Below are 16,694 nucleotides of genomic sequence, written 5' to 3'. Positions count from 1 at the left end.
CTATCCTTTAGAAATCTCGTAGGCGGTCGCGGCAAAACTCCGCGTAATAAGCTGCAGTGAGCGGGCAAGATGCCCAAGGCCCGGTTCCGGGTCGGTGCTGCGGACTGCAAGCGAGTTGGGCAGGTTCGCCTCTTCCTGCCCCCAGAAAATCACTTTCAAGGGTATCAAAGGTACATCCGCGCCAGCACCGTCGATGAAGGGGTCGTAGAAAAGGTCATCGGCAGGCGCGGGCGCCGTACTGGATTCAGCACCCCGATCGAGTGCGCCGCGCAGGTCAGCGGGCTCGACAAAGGTGCCGGGCAGCCCGTGCACGGCCCAGATGGTGGCGGCCATGCGCGCGACCAAGGTATCGATGTGTACGCGCTCGCGGCGCTCGGCATACGCGTAGGGATCGATGACGCAGGAGTGGATAATCCGCGCGCCCTCGGCGTATTCGCGCAGCTGCCGGCCGGGATTAATGGCATCATCGCGCTCTGGCGAAAGCTGCTCGATCTCGCGGTCCACGGCGGCAGCTAGATCCTCTAGCTCCTCGCGCACCGCGTGTGGGGAGGTATGCACGATGCTGCACAGCGCGTACAGGGCCGTGATAAACCGCGCCGGCGAGCAGCCCTCTGCGGTGGGAAGCGACGGGGCAATCAGGGTTTCTTCCGGGCAATCCTCTACCAAGGGCCCGCTTGCCGGACCCACCAGGATGGTGGTGGCGCCGCGCTGGCTCGCGGCAATGAGCGCGCGGGAGGCCCAATCGCATTCTGCGGGCTCGCCCACCGCCACGACGATATCGAGCGCGCCCACGTATTGCGGCAGCGATTCCGTCACCACCAGCGGGATGCGCAGCGGTTCGGCCAAGCCGACGCCGAGGTGCGCTGCCTCGCGGGCGATGGCATCGGTGGGCAAGATGACCAGGGAGCGCGGATTGAGCCCGTTGAGGATCTCACCCCAGCGCTCCATTTGCCCGGCGAGCAGACGAATCTGCGCGCCCTCGTGGGCGACATCAAAAAATCGCACCGTTTCGGTGTCATAGGCGGAACCATCAGTGAAACCGTTATCCATATCGCTCAAGCATAGTCTGGCTCCCACTATGATGGTGCGGCATGACGTCCGCACAGATTCACCCCGTATCCCTTATCGGTGGCGGCCCCGGCGCGTGGGACCTGATTACGGTTCGCGGCATGCGCGCCCTACAGGAGGCCGAGGTCATCCTGACCGATCACCTGGGCCCAGCCCCGCAGTTGGATAAGCTCTGCGATCTTTCAGCCAAGGAGCTTATCGATGTCTCCAAGCTGCCCTACAAGAAGTCGATCACCCAGGACAAGATCAACGAGCTGCTCATCGAGCACGCCCAAGCCGGGCGGAAGGTAGCGCGGCTGAAGGGCGGCGATCCTTTCGTGTTCGGCCGCGGCTTTGAAGAGGTACAGGCCTTAACCCAGGCGTCTATCCCCACCACAGTCATCCCAGGGGTGACCTCCGCGGTTTCCGTGCCCGCGGGCATTGGCATCCCCGTCACCCAGCGCGGAATGGTCCACGGCTTTACCGTCGTATCAGGGCATCTGCCGCCTGGCCACGAGAAGTCCTTGGTGGATTGGCACGCCCTGGCCCAGTCCGGTGCAACCTTGTCCATCATCATGGGCGTGAAAAATGCCCCGGCGATTGCCAGGGCATTGCAAGACGGCGGGCTTGCTGGGTCGACGCCGTGCGCGATTATCCAGGAGGGCACCCTGGATACGCAGCGGGAATTTCGCTGCGATCTAGAACGCCTTGCGCAGACAATGAAGGACAATAACGTCTCCTCCCCCGCCGTGTATGTCATTGGCGAGGTTGCAGGCCTCGACCCGGCCAGCGATTAGCTCTTATCCGCCCGCGGTGAGGAGTCCTCCACGGCGCTTTCGCCCTTGGAGGCACCGGCCGCGCTGTGTGCAAAGCCTGCGGCATGAAATTCCGCGTGCGCCTTGGTTTCGGCGTTTTCGGCCTCCAGCTCCCGTACGCGGGCTGCCCGGGTAGCGCGCGCACCGTGGATGGTGGCTGAAATGCCCACGACGAGGACCACGACCATGAGCACCGGGGAGACAAAGCCCGGTACCGTCAGCCCAAAGTAGGTTTCTAGCCCGCCTAAGACCTTGCCGATATTGAGAGCCACGATGGCCGTACCCACGAGTCCGCCGAGGACGACCGGCTCAATCCGGGAAATCACCCATGCCGCAATCGGGGCGGCAATGGAACCACCGATGAGCAGGGCCAGCACGGCGGAGAGGTTGGCGACGATATCCTGCCACAATCCAACGACGAAGCCGAGGGTGGCCCCCAGTGTGACCAGGAATTCGGCGGTATTTACCGTGCCGACGATGCGGCGGGGCTGCTCGCGGCCAATGGCCATGAGCGTCGAGGTAGACACCGGGCCCCAGCCACCGCCACCGGTGGAGTCAACGAATCCGCCGACGGAGCCGAGGCCAATCAAAAATGGGGTGGAATGGCTGCGCTTTTGCACGAACTTAGCCCGGCGCGGGCGGGAAAAGCGCCAGATGAGGTTGCTGCCGATGGCCACCAAGATGAGCGCGGTAATCGGGGCTGCCGCATCGGTGGAGATAGTGGAGAGCACGGTGGCACCGATAAACGCCGCGATGGAACCGGGAACGCCCAGCCGGAAGACGGTTTTCCAGTCCACATTGCCAAAGCGGGCGTGGCTCAGGCCAGACATTGCGGTGGTTCCTAGCTCAGCGGTGTGGACGACGGCGGAGGCTTGGGCGGGACCAAGGCCCGCGAGGAGAAGGATGGTGGTTGAGGTGACGCCGAAGCCCATGCTGATGCCGCCATCGACAAGCTGGGCGGCCGCACCGGCCACGGCGATTAAAATAAGGGTTAGCATGGGACACCGACCTCCTGGGCGATGTGATAGTGGGCAGCAACGATGCCAGCGAGATCGGTACCAAGAACGGGATCGACGGTGACATTGCTGGGGGTAGATGACAGTGGTTTAAGGAGCAGTCCTGCGGTTACAAAGAGCGGGATAACCCGCATTCGCGCAGTGCTCCTTGCCAGTGCATGAATGTCATTGCTGCCACCGCGGGTGGCGAACGCGGCCGTGGCGGGTACACCGGTGAGCTGGGATACCCGGGCGGCGAGCCGGTGGATGGAGTCATTGGCCGCAGCATCAGAGGAACCGACGGAGTAGATGACGTGGTGGGTATCTTCCGGCCTTGCGCGTGCCGCGAGCACCGCCGCCAGGTCCGCTTCTGCGGCTTCCCGCCTGCCCACATCTCGTACGCCATGCTCTGCGGCGCGCCCTCCGCCCAAGCACTCGCCTTGTACCAAGCGCAGGCCTGAGGCTTCTTCAGCCGCAGCGATAACGCGGGGAACGTCAACGCGCTGGTGGTAGCCCTGCGTAAAAAGCAGCGGAATCACTACGGCCGAATCTTTCCCGCAGCGCGCGAGATCGAGCGCAGCAGAAGTGAGATCAGGGGTATTGAACTCCAAGTGCGCCGCCCTATAGGCCGGGTGAGCTGGTATCGCGGCGGCCGCGGCTTGGGTGAGCCGTTCAATGCCGACGGCGGCGCCCGGGTGGCGCGAGCCGTGGGACAAGGTTATCAGTGCGGTCATGGTGCATCCTTAATCCACTGGAGCCGTGGAGTGTCCGCGGCGGGCTAGGGAGCGCTGGAGGGCCTCGGTGGAAGAGACGGCTGGGGCCGGTGCCACGGGGGCATCGTCTTGTCCGTGGAAGCGGACCGAAAATACGCGCAGGCACTCCTGGCAGTTCCAGGCAAAGTCGTCTTCTTCATCGGGGAAAAGATCGGTGCCGGCGCAGTAGGGGCAAAAGGTGGGGTGGTTGCGATTGGGATTAGGCTTACGGCGAAAATTCACTGCAGATCTTCCTCCTCGGCGCGCAGTACCCAGTGGCGGAACTGCTCGCCTTCTTCGCGTTGTTCCTTATACTTATTGACCAGCCGTATGACGTAGTCTGGGACCTCATCGGCCACGACCTTGTGTCCGCGGAGCTTGCGGCCCCAGTCAGGGGAAAGGCCTAAGGCGCCACCCAAGTGGACTTGGAAGCCCTCGACGCGGTTGCCATCGGCATCGGTGACGATCTGGCCCTTGAGCCCGATATCGGATACCTGGGAGCGCGCACACGCATTGGGGCAGCCATTCAAGGCGATGGAAATGGGTACATCCAAATCCCCCAGGGTGTCTTCAAGAATGTCCACCAATTCGATGGCGCGGGCCTTCGTGGTCACGTGCGCCAACTTGCAAAATTCCAGCCCAGTGCAGGAAATGACGCCGCGGCGAAACTCCGTGGGCTGGGAATACAGACCCGTTTCATCCAGCGCGCGCGAAAGCGCCGGAATATCGTCTTCTTCCACATCGAGGAAGAGCAATTCCTTCATCGGGGTGGTACGGATGCGCGAAATGCCGAATTTTTCCGCGACATCGGCAATGGCAATGAGCTGCTCGCCCGTCGCGTGACCCACGGTGGGTTTCACACCGACGTAGAACTTGCCGTCCTTTTGCCGGTGCACGCCCAGGTGATCGCGGCTGCCGGGGTTGACCTCGAGCGGGATGCCATCGGCAAGCGGCTTCTCCAGGTACTCCTCCTCGAGCACTTGGCGGAACTTGTCGATGCCCCATTTAGCCACCAAGAACTTCAGGCGCGCGCGATTGCGGTTGCGGCGGAAGCCATAGTCGCGGAAGATGCTGACCACACCGGCCCACACCTCCGGCACGCGCTCGAGTGGCACCCACGCGCCCAAGGATTGCGAGAGCATAGGGTTGGTGGACAGTCCCCCGCCCACAAAGCAGTCAAAGCCGGGGCCATATTCGGGGTGGTTGACGCCGACGAAGGCAACGTCTTGAATTTCGTGCGTCACGTCCTGGCGCGCATTGCCGGAAATAGCGGTTTTGAACTTGCGGGGAAGGTTATGGAACTCCTCGCGCGGTAAGTAATTATTCTTGATTTCCTCGATAGCTGGGGTGGCATCGATAATCTCATCTTCGGCAACTCCTGCGACCGGCGAGCCCAAGATAACGCGCGGCACATCGCCGCACCCCATCAAGGTACCCAGGCCCACAGATTCGAGTTTGTCCCAGATGGTGGGCACATCTTCGATCTGAATCCAGTGCAGCTGGATATTCTGCCGGTCAGTAAAGTCCGCGGTGGAGCGAGCATAATCGCGCGAGATTTCCCCTACCGCGCGCAACTTTGCTGGATCAGCGCGGCCGCCATCGAAGCGCACGCGCATCATGAAGTATTCATCTTGCAATTCTGCGTTGGATAGCTTGGCGGTCATCTCCCCGCCCAGGTTCTGATTGCGCTGCGTATACAGCCCTAACCACTTAAAGCGCGGTGCTAAATCCTCCGGTGGGATGGAGGAAAATCCCTGTTTGGAGTAGATGTCTATCACGCGCTGCCTGGCTGAGAGACCACCATCGTCCTGCTTGATGGCCTCATCGTTATTCAACGGTTTCTTACCGTCAATTTTCCATTGGCCCTCGGGCTTATTGGCCCGTGGCTTGCGTTTGGTCGTCGTTGCGGTAGCCATAATGTGGTGTAGACCTCCCTTTCAAAGCGTTGAAGGAAAACCTACCCGTCTATAGAGTACAGACAAAGCGGTCTGTTTTATTTTCACTTTTATTAATGCCGTGACCAGCACCTTAAAGAGATCTAATAAAGAATCTAAATATCCCACTTGTGCACAAACAGACCATACGGTTCACTCTCTTAAGAGAAATCCCGCACTCAACCGCCACTAATAGACCTATCGGTCTATTAGTGTATATCCGTTAAGGAACCCCGTTTCCCTTCACATCGCCGCGGGAGAATACGCATACAAGAAAGGCAGAATTACCGTGTCAGATAAACCCTTAAACGTAGCAGTCATCGGTGCCGGTCCCGCCGGCATTTATGCCTCCGACATCCTGGTAAAAAAGACCGGCGGAAACGTGCGCATCGATCTCATTGAACAGATGCCCGCCCCCTTCGGCCTCATCCGCTACGGCGTGGCCCCCGACCATCCACGCATTAAAGGAATCATTAAATCCCTGCACCGCGTCTTAGATACTGAGCAGATTCGCCTGCTTACCAACGTTCACATCGGCCGCGATATCACCGTGGACGAGCTGCAGCAGCACTACGATGCCGTCATCTTCGCCACCGGAGCAGTAGGCGATCGCCACCGCGAAATCCCCGGCGCGCAGCTACAGGGAGTGCACGGCGCCGGTGAGTTCGTGGGCTTCTATGATGGCAATCCACGCTTTGAGCGCGAGTGGGATCTCTCCGCCAGCGAGGTCGCCGTCATCGGCGTAGGCAATGTGGGCCTGGACGTCTCGCGCATCTTGGCTAAGACGGGCGATGAGCTTAAGGTGACCGAAATCGCCGATAATGTCTACGATTCGCTGGCACAAAATAAGGCAGAGACCGTGCGCGTCTTCGGGCGCCGCGGGCCCGCCCAAGCCAAGTTCACCCCGCAAGAGCTCAAAGAGCTCGACCATTCGGAGAACATCAATGTGGTCGTCTCCCCCCGAAGATATTGATTACGACGAGGCCTCGCTAGAGGCGCGCGCTTCCAGTAAGTCTACGGATTTGGTGTGCCAGGTTCTTGAGCAATATGCCATTCGCGATCCCAAACAGGCCCCGCATACGCTGCAGATCCACCTCTTCGAGCAGCCGGTGGAAATTCTCGGTGAGAACGGCCAGGTCAGTGGGATTAAAACGGAGCGCACAGAGCTGACCGGCGATGGCAGCGTGCGCGGGACGGGTAAATTCACCACGTGGCCAGTGCAAGCGGTCTACTTTGCCACGGGCTATCGCTCGGACGCCGTGGATGGCGTGCCATTTAATAGCGAGAAAAACGTCATCAACAATGACGGCGGCCACGTCATCGACGAAGAGGGCGCCATCGTGCCCGGCCTCTACACCACCGGCTGGGTAAAACGCGGGCCCGTGGGCCTGATTGGCAATACCAAGTCCGATGCCAGTGAAACCATTGGCATGCTGCTTGATGATGCCGCCGCGGGCACCCTACCGTCCCCCACCGCCGACGATATCACCGAGGCCTTCGCAGATAAGGGCATCGACTACCTCACGTGGCAGGATTGGCAGCGCCTCGATGCCGCTGAGCGCGCTTTGGGCGAGCGCGAAGGCCGCGAGCGAAAGAAGTACGTGGAGTGGGAAGACATGGTCGCCCACTCCCGCGCGCAGTAATTCAGTAATTAGCGCCTGATGATGGCGAGGACCTCGTCTACGATCTGCTGAACCTCTTCGGAGGTCTTCGCCTCAACATTGAGTCGCAACAGCGGCTCGGTATTGGAAGCGCGCACATTGAACCAGGCATCCGTACCCTTGAGCTCGACCGTGACACCGTCGAGCTCATCGACGGATTCAATCTTATCCGCCAGCTCATCGAGTACCGCCTGGGTGGCGGCCTGTTGATCCGCCACGGTGGAGTTGATTTCCCCAGAGGCCTCGTAGCGGGAGTATTCCGCCATGAGCTCGCTGAGTGGCTTATCCGTCTGCCCCAACGCGGCCAGGACATGCATCGCGGCTAGCATGCCGGAATCGGCATTCCAGAATTCCTGGAAGTAGTAGTGCGCGGAGTGCTCGCCGCCAAAGGCCGCCTTGTGCTCGGCCATTTGGGCCTTGATGAAGGAGTGGCCCACGCGCGTGCGCACGGCGGTACCGCCCTTTTCCACGATGAGCTCCGGCACCGTCTTGGACGTAATCAAGTTGTGGATGATGGTCGCGCCAGTAAATTTATCCAAGTAGCGGCTTGCCACCAGCGCGCAGATGGCAGACGGCGATACCGGCTGGCCCTTTTCATCCACCACGAAGCAACGGTCCGCGTCGCCGTCAAAGGCAAGGCCGATATCGGCCTTTTGCTCTACGGTGAATTTCTGCAGATCCTCTAGGTTCTTGGGATCCAGTGGGTTCGCCTCATGGTTGGGGAAGGTACCGTCGAGCTCAAAGTAGAGATCGCGGACATCAAAGGGCAGGCCATCGAAAACGGCCGGGACCGTGTGCCCGCCCATGCCATTGGCGGCATCGACGGCGACGACCAGCGGCTTGGATTCTTCCAGCGGCACGAGGTGACGCAGGAAATCCGCGTAGCCGGTCAGGATTTCCTGCTCGGCGATGGCACCATTGGGGCCGTCGTAGTTTGGGGTGCCATCGATAAGCATCTGCTTAATCTCTTCTAACCCAGTTTGTTGCCCCACGGGGACGGCTCCGGCGCGGCAGAGCTTGATGCCGTTATACTTCGCCGGGTTGTGGGAGGCGGTAAACATAGCACCCGCGCACTCCATAGAACCCGCGGCATAGTAGAGCTCATCGGTGGAGGTAAGCCCCAAAAGCGTCACGTGGAGGCCTTGGCTCACCACGCCCTCAGCAAAGGCTTGCGCCAGTGCGGGTGAAGACGGGCGCATATCGTGACCTACAGCCACGGTGTTTTCGCCTTCTTCGCGCAGGATTGCGGCGAAGGCGGCGCCGGTATCGCGCACGAAGTCTTCATCGATATCTTCGCCCACCACGCCACGGACGTCATAGGCCTTAATCACTGCATCAAGATGCTCACGAGTTCGCATACCTCGCAATAATACTCCCCGCCTGCGGGCAACTAGCGCAGTGTTCCGTCCGTGTCTGCAGCTAGCTAGCGCAAACTTTCACGGGCGCTGTGCCCAGCGCCCGTGGTTTAGTCGGACTCGGTGTCCGTGTCCTGCTTCTCGGCAGGATCATCTTCGCTGTGCGCATCGGGAACGACGGACAGGTGAGCGCGGCGGGCCTTTTTGGCATAGGCCACGCGACGAGTGCGAAATACCGGGTGATTGGAATTGGCGGGGTCAGCACCATCGAAGGTGGCGGCGTAATCGATGGGGTCTGCCCCGGAGCCGGCACTGCGGTCATCGACAAGCCCCGTGGTCACCCTGCCGTCTTCCTTGACCGCCTGGGCCAGGGCCATAAGGTCATCGTCCTCATCTAGCTCGATGCGGTCTACGCGCACCAACTCCCACCCCACCGGCGCAGAGATGCGGTCGCGGTGGGTGCTGCACAGATCCCAGCTATGCGGGTTATCCTCTTCTGCCAGCGGTCCAACCACTGCGGTTTGATCCGCATATGCATAGGTCAACGTCGCCACGGCGGGTCGGCCGCAGCCTGGGCGGGAGCAATGGCGAGATTCAGTCACGGGCAATAGTCTAAACCCTTGGTTGAGATTTAGATAGTACTTCCCCGGCGTGGCTGCACTTATTGCGCAGCCATAGAGCTTTAGAATCAACGCCATGACCGCCGCTCGCCCCCGCCCGCATATTCGCCCCGCCCGCGACCGCCACGGGCGCGGGCTGCACGGGTCCTTGCTACCGCAGCAAACCCCGCGCTACCGCAGCGCCCGCGAGCTTTTCGATGCCGCCGTCCTCGAGGCCTACGCACCCATTCAACACGCCTTCGCCCCGCAATTGCGCGGGCTCGATCTTGCGGTAGATACCATCCCGCGCATGCGCCTTTCTGCCGATATGACGGTGCTGCCGGATGAAATCATTGCCGATGGGCCAGTGCCGCTCGGTCGCATCGTGCCCGCCGGTGTCGATTCTGCTGGCACCCCTACCCGCGCCCGCCTCGTCATCTTCCGCATGCCCATTGAGCAGCGCGCCGTCACCTCCGCAGAGCGCGCGGAGCTCCTCGGCACGGTCATTACCGCCCTGGTGGCCAATTACTTAAACCTCGCCCCAGAGGAGGTAGACCCGCGCTATAGCTGGTAGGAAGGCATAGTCGCACTAAAGAAAACTCTAGCCCTTAACAGCACCACATGGGGCGCAGCCAAGGGCTAGAGCACACACAACTTAATTAACCAATCTCGCGCTTGAGGCGGCGGCGTTCGCGGTCCGAAAGCCCGCCCCAAATTCCGAAGCGTTCATCGTGCTCCAGCGCGTATTCCAGGCACTCATCGCGCACCGCGCAGGCCTGGCAGATACGCTTTGCCTCACGGGTGGAACCTCCCTTTTCGGGGAAGAATGCCTCTGGATCCGTCTGCGCGCACAACGCTTGATCCTGCCACTCCTGCTCGACGGCACCGAAGAGTTCATCGAGCGATACCTCTGCAGCAGCACCGCCACGGAGAATGGCGTTGTTATTAGCCATTTTGTCCACGCCTTTTCCTTTCTCCGAGGTTGGGTAATCCTAATCAGTGCAACCGACTGTACACGAGGCTGAAGTGCGGCTGAATCGCGGTCAACCCGCGAGCCAATCCGTGAAAACAAGTGCGTCGGTCGCCGTTTCTTGCACTGATGTAATTTCACACCGGATCACTAAATATCGTCAACCTGAATTAGTGCCTTTTTCGCGCTTTATCGCAAAAACGCTGCACACGATCCCCATCCGTCACATTAGTAACACCCGGTGTCATCCGGGGGTGTAGGTAGGGGGTACTAGATATAGTGGTGTCCGGTTTTTCTGTCAACAATTTTCAGGAACTTTCGGCGTGTCTCCCAAAACCTCGGCCGGGCAGGGATCACAAAGCCCTCCGCACCGCGCGCGTTTCCAAGCAGCAGGCGGTGCGGAGGGAAGGAGCCGAGCGCTTTAGGCGTCGGAGCTAAAGCGAATGCCGGCATCGGGGATGGTCACACCGGGAAAGACCCGCATGCCGTCCACAAGCTCACAGCGGGCACCAACGTGGGCGCCTTCGCCGATGACGCAGTTTTCGATGACCGCATTGGCACCGATGTGTGCGCCCGAGGCAATGATGGAGTTGTGGATGATTGCACCCGGTTCGATGCGCACGCCATCAAAGACCACCGTTCCCTCGAGGCGGGAGCCGGCTCCCACCTCGGATCCGCGGCCCACCGCGGTGCCAGATAGCAGCAGCACGCCGCCGGCAATGCCCGCAGAGGATTCCACAAGGGATTCACCGGTGCGGCCTTCCAACAGCGGCGATGGCGCGATGCCGCGCACCAGATCGGAGGAGCCGCGGGTGAAGTCATCGGGGCGGCCCATATCGCGCCAGTAGGAGTTATCGACGTGGCCGACGACCAGGCGGGCATCGGCAAGCAAGCCCGGGAAGGTCTCGCGCTCGACCGAAACTACGCGGCCTGCCGGGATGGATTCGATGACGGAGCGGTCAAAGACGTAGCAACCGGCGTTGATCTGATTGGTTGGTGGATCCTCGGTCTTTTCCAAAAAGGCCGTGACCCGGCCCTCAGAATCCGTGGGCACGCAGCCAAAGGCGCGCGGATCCGCCACATTGAGCAGGTGCATGGTGACATCCGCACCCTTGTTGTGGTGCGTGGTCAAAATGCCCTCAAGATCCATGCCGGAAAGAACATCGCCGTTGAAGACCATGACGGTGTCATTGCGCAGCTTGTCATAGACGTTGCGAATGCCGCCGCCGGTGCCCAGCGCGGTTTCTTCCACCACGTATTCGATGTCCAGGCCAAGCTCGGAGCCATCGCCAAAGTATTCCTCGAAAACCTCTGCCTTGTACGAGGTGGACATCACCACGTGCTCAATGCCCGCGGCCTTGATGCGGGCGAGCAGGTGCTGCAGGAACGGGTAGTTTGCCGTCGGCAGCATGGGCTTGGGCGTACCAATGGTCAGTGGGCGCAGGCGGGTACCGCGCCCGCCCACCAAAATCACCGCATCGGTGGTGGCACCGTGAGTGGTGGCTGCTTCAGTCATAGTCATCCTTTGTATGCAGACAATCTTATTCTGAGGTTTTTCGAGGGTCAGTGTATGCGGCCGCGGCCAGAAACCAGGTCAACGGCACGCGCTTCAGGCCTCCGAATCTTTGGCCGTACTGGCGCGAGCGGCCGTCACCGCTCCCCGCGCCTGCAATCCCAGCCACAGCGCGGCGCGCAGCGGGGCCTGCCACCACGCCGGGTGACGGTCCGCCTGGAAGCGGTACGCGGAACTGTGGTGCGCGCGCAGCATCGCCCCGGCGTGCGCCTGGGTGGAATGTCCCTTGGCGTGGCTGATGACGGCTTCTGGGCAGAAAATGTTTTGGTACCCGGCGCGGGCGAAGCGATCACCTAAGTCCACATCCTCCAAGTACATGAAGTAACGCTCATCAAAGCCGCCAATGGCATCGAAGGCATCCCAGCGCACCAAGAGGCAGGATCCGGATAACCACCCGGCGGGGCGTTGGACGGACATATCGGCATCGTTACGGTACGTGCGCGTCCATGGATTAGACGGCCATAGGTTGGAAAACAGCGCGTGCCCGATGCCCGTGGATATATTCGGCACCGACCGAGCGGACGGATAGTTGCTGCCGTCCGGTTCCACGATGCGCGGGCCCACCGCGGCGGCGTCCGGCCAGCGGCGCGCGCACGCAATCATCTGGTCAATTGCGCCTTTACTAAAGGTGACATCCGGGTTAGAGATAAGGAAGAACTCATCATCTACGCGTCGGTTCTCGCGCACCCACCGCGCGCCGGCATTCATGCCGGCGCCGTAACCAATATTGCCGCCGGTATCGAGGAAGTGTACGTCTTCTTTTTCTGCAGCGGCGGCTTCGGGGACGCCATCGGTCGAACCATTATCCGCCAGTATCACCTCGGTGCCGTTAACGCAGGCGTCCGGCAGGGAGCTTATAAAGCGCGCCAAGTACTCACCGGGATTATAAGTCACAGTGATAACGGCGAGCGGAGCTGTAGTTTCAGTAGTCACAATGGGCCCCAAGCTTAGTCATGCCAGAGGCCGCGTCAGGAGACAGACACTGTTTCAAACACGCGAAACTGGTCACGGATCCTTAATTTTGGCGAGATCTCCCCTAAACTATCTCCAGATCCCCGGAAAGTAGAAAGCCTTCACTTGTGACTTCTGAGAACACTCGCCGGGCGCGCAATATCCAACCCGCGCCCTCTGCCGCTAGCGCGGTTAAGCAAAAGGGTTCCACGGCCACCAAAACCATCGTGGCCGTCATTTCTGCCCTCATCCTAGCTGTCTCCGGCGTGGGCTATGCCACGGTGGGACGCTTGGATACGGGCATGTCCTCCGCCTCGGACCTATCCTTGGGCGAGGATGGTTTATCCGATCCTTCCTTGGACGGCGCCGCCGATATCTTGCTCGTGGGCAAGGACTCGCGTACCGATGCCCAGGGCAACCCGCTCTCCGAAAAGGAGTTGGCGGATCTCCACGCCGGCGTTGCCGAGGGCGAGGAAAATACCGACACCATCATGCTCGTGCGCATTCCGGAAGACGGCTCGCGTGCTACGGCTGTCTCCATTCCGCGCGATACCTATGTCAACGACCCGGACTACGGCAATATGAAGATCAATGCCGTCTACGCCTCGCACAAAAACGACAAAGTCCAGGAGCTCCAGCAGGAAAACGCCGAGGCGGAGGCGCAGGGTGAGAAGAAACCGTATTCGGATAAGGACATCGAAAAGCACGGCGTGGAAGCAGGCCGCGAAGGCCTGCTCAAGATGGTGCACTCCCTGACCGGCGTATCCATTGACCACTACGCCGAGGTGGGCTTGCTGGGCTTTACGCTGCTTACTGATGCCGTCGGTGGCGTCGACGTGTGCCTCAACGAAGATGTTGAGGACGAGATGTCCGGCGCCAAATTCCACAAGGGGACCCAGACCCTCGATGGCGCGAAGGCGCTGACCTTCGTGCGCCAGCGCTATAACCTGCCGCGCGGTGACCTCGACCGCATCGTGCGCCAGCAGGCGTATATGGCCTCGCTGGTTAAGAAGGTACTCGATAATGACACGCTGACCAGCCCGTCTAAGCTCTCCAAGATTGCTAAGGCCGTGGAGCGCTCCGTGGTCATCGATGATGGCTGGGACATCATGGGCTTCGTCACCCAGCTGGCCGGCCTGGCCGGCGGCAATGTCACCTTCACCACCATCCCGGTCACCTCCATCGATGGCCGCGGCGATTACGGCGAATCCATCGTCACCATCGATACCAATGAGGTTCACCGCTTTATGGAGGATCTGGCCAAGTCGCACGAGGAAGCCGAAGAAGAGGCGGCCGAGAAGGACGAGAAGACAGAAGACGCGCCGGAGCATGATGCTGATATCAACTCCGATAACGAGGTCCACGTCCTCAATGCCGGCAATATCGATGGCTTGGCCGCCGGCATCGGCACCTGGCTGGAAAACACCGGCTATACCGTCGAGCGCTCCGCCAACGCCCAGCCCGGCATCTACTCCGAGTCCCAGGTCGTGGCCGCGGACCCCGATAGCGAAGATGCCAAGAAGCTGGCGGAAAAGCTCGGTGGCCTGCCGGTGGTAGAAAACCCGCAGCTCGATGACAATACCTTGCTCGTCGTGGCCACCGATGATTACCAGGGCCCCTCCGATGAGGAAGCAAGCGCCGAGGAATCCGCGGCCGAGGAAGATACCGACCTGGTAGGCACCCCGGGCAATGACTTCGGCGCCAACAAGGTTTCCCCTGAAATCGACGCCGGCGGCGACGGACCGCGCTGCGTGAACTAAGCAGGCTGGCCTACGATGGGCGGGTATGGAACTACTCGCCCATCTTTTAAACGCCGATGCCGCCACCCCGCGGCTGACTGTTTGTAACGAATCCACCGGCGCACGCATGGATTTTTCCGCGCAGACCCTAGATAACTGGGTGGCCAAGATCGCCAATATGTTGGAAGAAGAGCTCGACTTGGAGCCGGATTCCACCATCGCCATCGATGTGCCCACCTCGTGGCAGGCCGCCGTCATTGCCTTAGGCGCCCTCGCCGCCGGGCCCACCTTTGATTTCGGTGAGTCGGCCGCGCTTGCCGACGTCGTCTTTACCTCCCCCTCCCGCTACCTTTCAGCCCAAGAGCGGCAGCCGCAGGCCGATATCGTGCTCATCAGCGATGATCCCTTTGGCCGTGGCATCGTCGAATCCGGCGGGGATCTGCCCACCGGTGCCATTGACTTCGGCCCCACCGTCCGTTTTTATGGCGACCAATACTTCGGTGAAACCCAACCCCTGCCAGAGTTGGTGACCCCGCCCGCGAGTGCCGAGCGGTTGCTGTCTACTGGGTGGAGCGACAAAGCTTCCTTCACTCGCGCCGTCCTCGAGCCCTTAGCCGCCGGTGGCTCTGCCGTCATCGTCGCTGGACTCTGCCCCGCGTCCCGCCTGGATGAAATTGCAGCGAATGAGAAAGTAACTGCCCGGCTGTAGGCCAAGTGGCCTATACTTGCCTTCCATCATGTTCTTGGGAATCTCTTCAGACGCGTGGGTCTACATCTTTATTGGTGTGCTCATTTTGGTCGGCACTATCACTCAGGGCTCGATCGGCTTTGGGCTCGGCACCATCGCCACCCCCATTGTCGCGCTCTTGCGCCCAGATTTAGTCCCCACGCTCATCTTGCTCCTAGCGCTGTGCATTTCCATCTATACGCTGGCGCGAACCTACCGCGAAACCTCATGGCGCTTGGTCGGCATATCCGTCATCGCCCGCATTCCGGGCTCGTTCGCCGGTGCGTGGGCGATCGCATCCCTCTCACACGACGGCCTGTCCATCTTCATCGGCTGCGCCGTGCTCTTGGCGATGTCCCTCTCCAGCCTCGGCTGGAGCCCCGAGCCCACGAGGCGCAATACCGTCCTGGCCGGGCTTACCTCCGGCTTCCTGGGCACCTCCACCTCCATCGGTGGCCCGCCGATGGCGCTGATCATGAAGCGCTTCGACCCGCAGCGCACCCGCGGCAGCCTCGCCGGAACCTTTGTGATCGGTACCGTTATGTCGCTCATCATCCTGGGATTTAACGGCCAGGTCACCCAGCCGCAGGTCTATGCCGCCGCGGCCTATAGCCCGTTGGTGGTCATCGGCCTATTCATTGCCAATTACCTCAACCACTTCATCGATACCAAGCGCCTTAACCGCATTGTCACGGTGGTAGCTATTACCGCCGCCCTTGCCCTTATCGGCCAAGTGGTGTTTTTCTAAGCCGCCTATAAGACCGGTATTGCGTTGTGATCACTGCCCCCGGTTTTGTCTCTAGCCTGTCCAGCTATTGTTTCGCGCTGAAAAAAGGTTGTACGCTAGAAGTGCATCATCAGCGCAGAGGAAGGACCAGAGAGTCTGTACCCTCCATTAATTTTCCCTGCGCCCTATTCTCTTTCTTTTAGGTGATGAAATGAACGAATTTATCGCTGCGCGCTGGCAGGACATCCTTTTCCGCAGTTACCAGCACGCAAGCCTTGTCATCCAATCGGTCGCCGTGGCCCTAGTCATCGCGTTGATTATTGCCATTTTTGTAGCCCAACGCCCGCGCGGTGCGGCTATCGCTAATGCCTTAACCTCCATCGGCCTGACCTTGCCTTCGCTGGCACTACTTGGCCTTGCCATCCCGCTCTTTGGCATCGGCACCATACCTTCCGTTGTCCTCGTGGTCTTTTATGCCGTCCTTCCCATCCTGCGCAATGCCATCGTCGGTTTGCACAATGTCAGCGACGATGTCATCGAATCCGCCCGTGGGCAGGGCATGAGCTCGACGGCCATCCTCTTCCGCATCCGGCTGCCGCTGGCCTGGCCGGTGATTATGACCGGCATCCGCGTCTCCACTCAGATGTCTATGGGTGTTGCCGCCATCGCCGCCTACGCGCTCGGCCCAGGACTGGGTGGATATATCTACTCAGGGCTAAGCCAAATCGGCGGTACCAACGCACTTAATTTCACGCTGGTGGGCACCATCGGCGTCGTCATCATTGCGCTCATTGTGGATGCGATTCTCGCAGGAATCCAAAAATTGACCACCCCGAAAGGTATCTAAGA

General features: G+C 60.6%; 16 protein-coding genes and 1 pseudogene. 7 read left to right on the top strand and 10 right to left on the bottom strand.

Annotated elements, in window-relative coordinates; all coding sequences use genetic code 11:
* The gene (locus HMPREF1257_RS11095; RefSeq protein WP_023025605.1) at nt 1–1,050 is read right to left on the bottom strand and encodes a hypothetical protein; all 1,050 of its coding nucleotides are present in this window, start codon (nt 1,048–1,050) and stop codon (nt 1–3) included.
* Between the two features lie 41 nt (nt 1,051–1,091).
* On the opposite strand from HMPREF1257_RS11095, the gene cobA reads away from it, so the two are divergent.
* Nucleotides 1,092–1,844 carry a uroporphyrinogen-III C-methyltransferase gene (cobA, locus tag HMPREF1257_RS11090; RefSeq protein WP_023025603.1) on the top strand — a complete coding sequence of 251 codons (753 nt, stop codon included), beginning with the start codon at nt 1,092–1,094 and terminating at the stop codon, nt 1,842–1,844.
* Here the strand turns inward: cobA and HMPREF1257_RS11085 are convergent.
* Genes HMPREF1257_RS11085 through HMPREF1257_RS11070 form a run of 4 tightly spaced genes read right to left on the bottom strand, consistent with a single transcriptional unit; the run spans nt 1,841 to nt 5,525 of the window.
* On the bottom strand, nt 1,841–2,860 hold the full coding sequence (locus HMPREF1257_RS11085) for a sulfite exporter TauE/SafE family protein (protein ID WP_023025600.1): 1,020 nt from the start codon (nt 2,858–2,860) through the stop codon (nt 1,841–1,843). The genes cobA and HMPREF1257_RS11085 overlap by 4 nt on opposite strands.
* Nucleotides 2,854–3,591 (bottom strand): sirohydrochlorin chelatase, encoded by a 738-nt coding sequence (locus tag HMPREF1257_RS11080; protein WP_023025597.1) that lies wholly within the window; start codon nt 3,589–3,591, stop codon nt 2,854–2,856. The genes HMPREF1257_RS11085 and HMPREF1257_RS11080 overlap by 7 nt, the downstream gene beginning before the upstream one ends.
* A gap of 9 nt (nt 3,592–3,600) precedes the next feature.
* Nucleotides 3,601–3,852: a hypothetical protein gene (locus HMPREF1257_RS11075; RefSeq protein ID WP_005277497.1), complete on the bottom strand. Its 252-nt coding sequence runs from the start codon at nt 3,850–3,852 to the stop codon at nt 3,601–3,603.
* Entirely contained in the window at nt 3,849–5,525 is a 1,677-nt protein-coding gene (locus HMPREF1257_RS11070) for a nitrite/sulfite reductase (protein ID WP_023025595.1), read from the bottom strand. The genes HMPREF1257_RS11075 and HMPREF1257_RS11070 overlap by 4 nt, the downstream gene beginning before the upstream one ends.
* Nucleotides 5,526–5,832: 307 nt before the next feature.
* On the opposite strand from HMPREF1257_RS11070, the pseudogene HMPREF1257_RS11065 reads away from it, so the two are divergent.
* Nucleotides 5,833–7,186 (top strand): annotated as a pseudogene (locus HMPREF1257_RS11065) (FAD-dependent oxidoreductase).
* An 8-nt stretch (nt 7,187–7,194) separates the two neighbouring features.
* Here the strand turns inward: HMPREF1257_RS11065 and HMPREF1257_RS11060 are convergent.
* Together HMPREF1257_RS11060 and HMPREF1257_RS11055 are read right to left on the bottom strand one after the other, a co-directional pair.
* Entirely contained in the window at nt 7,195–8,562 is a 1,368-nt protein-coding gene (locus HMPREF1257_RS11060; RefSeq protein WP_023025587.1) for a phosphomannomutase/phosphoglucomutase, read from the bottom strand.
* A gap of 107 nt (nt 8,563–8,669) precedes the next feature.
* Nucleotides 8,670–9,167 carry a DUF3499 domain-containing protein gene (locus HMPREF1257_RS11055; protein WP_084529704.1) on the bottom strand — a complete coding sequence of 166 codons (498 nt, stop codon included), beginning with the start codon at nt 9,165–9,167 and terminating at the stop codon, nt 8,670–8,672.
* An 88-nt stretch (nt 9,168–9,255) separates the two neighbouring features.
* On the opposite strand from HMPREF1257_RS11055, the gene HMPREF1257_RS11050 reads away from it, so the two are divergent.
* Entirely contained in the window at nt 9,256–9,732 is a 477-nt protein-coding gene (locus HMPREF1257_RS11050) for a metallopeptidase family protein (RefSeq protein ID WP_023025583.1), read from the top strand.
* Nucleotides 9,733–9,817: 85 nt separating this feature from the next.
* Here HMPREF1257_RS11050 and HMPREF1257_RS11045 read toward each other — a convergent pair whose 3' ends face one another.
* From HMPREF1257_RS11045 to HMPREF1257_RS11035, 3 genes are all read right to left on the bottom strand, one after another.
* Nucleotides 9,818–10,111, bottom strand: coding sequence for a WhiB family transcriptional regulator (locus tag HMPREF1257_RS11045; RefSeq protein WP_005277485.1), 294 nt, complete (start codon nt 10,109–10,111; stop codon nt 9,818–9,820).
* 438 nt (nt 10,112–10,549) lie between these two features.
* Entirely contained in the window at nt 10,550–11,644 is a 1,095-nt protein-coding gene (locus HMPREF1257_RS11040) for a sugar phosphate nucleotidyltransferase (RefSeq protein ID WP_023025580.1), read from the bottom strand.
* Between the two features lie 93 nt (nt 11,645–11,737).
* Complete coding sequence (locus HMPREF1257_RS11035; protein WP_034659656.1) at nt 11,738–12,646, bottom strand: glycosyltransferase family 2 protein; 909 nt, start codon at nt 12,644–12,646, stop codon at nt 11,738–11,740.
* 134 nt (nt 12,647–12,780) lie between these two features.
* On the opposite strand from HMPREF1257_RS11035, the gene HMPREF1257_RS11030 reads away from it, so the two are divergent.
* The 4 genes from HMPREF1257_RS11030 to HMPREF1257_RS11015 all read left to right on the top strand — a co-directional run bounded on the left by HMPREF1257_RS11030 (nt 12,781) and on the right by HMPREF1257_RS11015 (nt 16,692).
* The gene (locus tag HMPREF1257_RS11030; RefSeq protein ID WP_023025576.1) at nt 12,781–14,412 is read left to right on the top strand and encodes an LCP family protein; all 1,632 of its coding nucleotides are present in this window, start codon (nt 12,781–12,783) and stop codon (nt 14,410–14,412) included.
* A gap of 25 nt (nt 14,413–14,437) precedes the next feature.
* The gene (locus HMPREF1257_RS11025) at nt 14,438–15,100 is read left to right on the top strand and encodes a TIGR03089 family protein (protein ID WP_023025573.1); all 663 of its coding nucleotides are present in this window, start codon (nt 14,438–14,440) and stop codon (nt 15,098–15,100) included.
* A gap of 28 nt (nt 15,101–15,128) precedes the next feature.
* Nucleotides 15,129–15,866: a sulfite exporter TauE/SafE family protein gene (locus HMPREF1257_RS11020; RefSeq protein WP_023025571.1), complete on the top strand. Its 738-nt coding sequence runs from the start codon at nt 15,129–15,131 to the stop codon at nt 15,864–15,866.
* 190 nt (nt 15,867–16,056) lie between these two features.
* Nucleotides 16,057–16,692: an ABC transporter permease gene (locus HMPREF1257_RS11015; protein ID WP_023025569.1), complete on the top strand. Its 636-nt coding sequence runs from the start codon at nt 16,057–16,059 to the stop codon at nt 16,690–16,692.
* Nucleotides 16,693–16,694: the final 2 nt, after the last annotated feature.

It is taken from the genome of Corynebacterium sp. KPL1814 (assembly GCF_000478175.1).
In the GTDB taxonomy this organism is placed as follows: domain Bacteria; phylum Actinomycetota; class Actinomycetes; order Mycobacteriales; family Mycobacteriaceae; genus Corynebacterium.
Note: the sequence above shows the minus strand (reverse complement) of the source record. Positions and strands in the feature narration are given on the sequence as shown.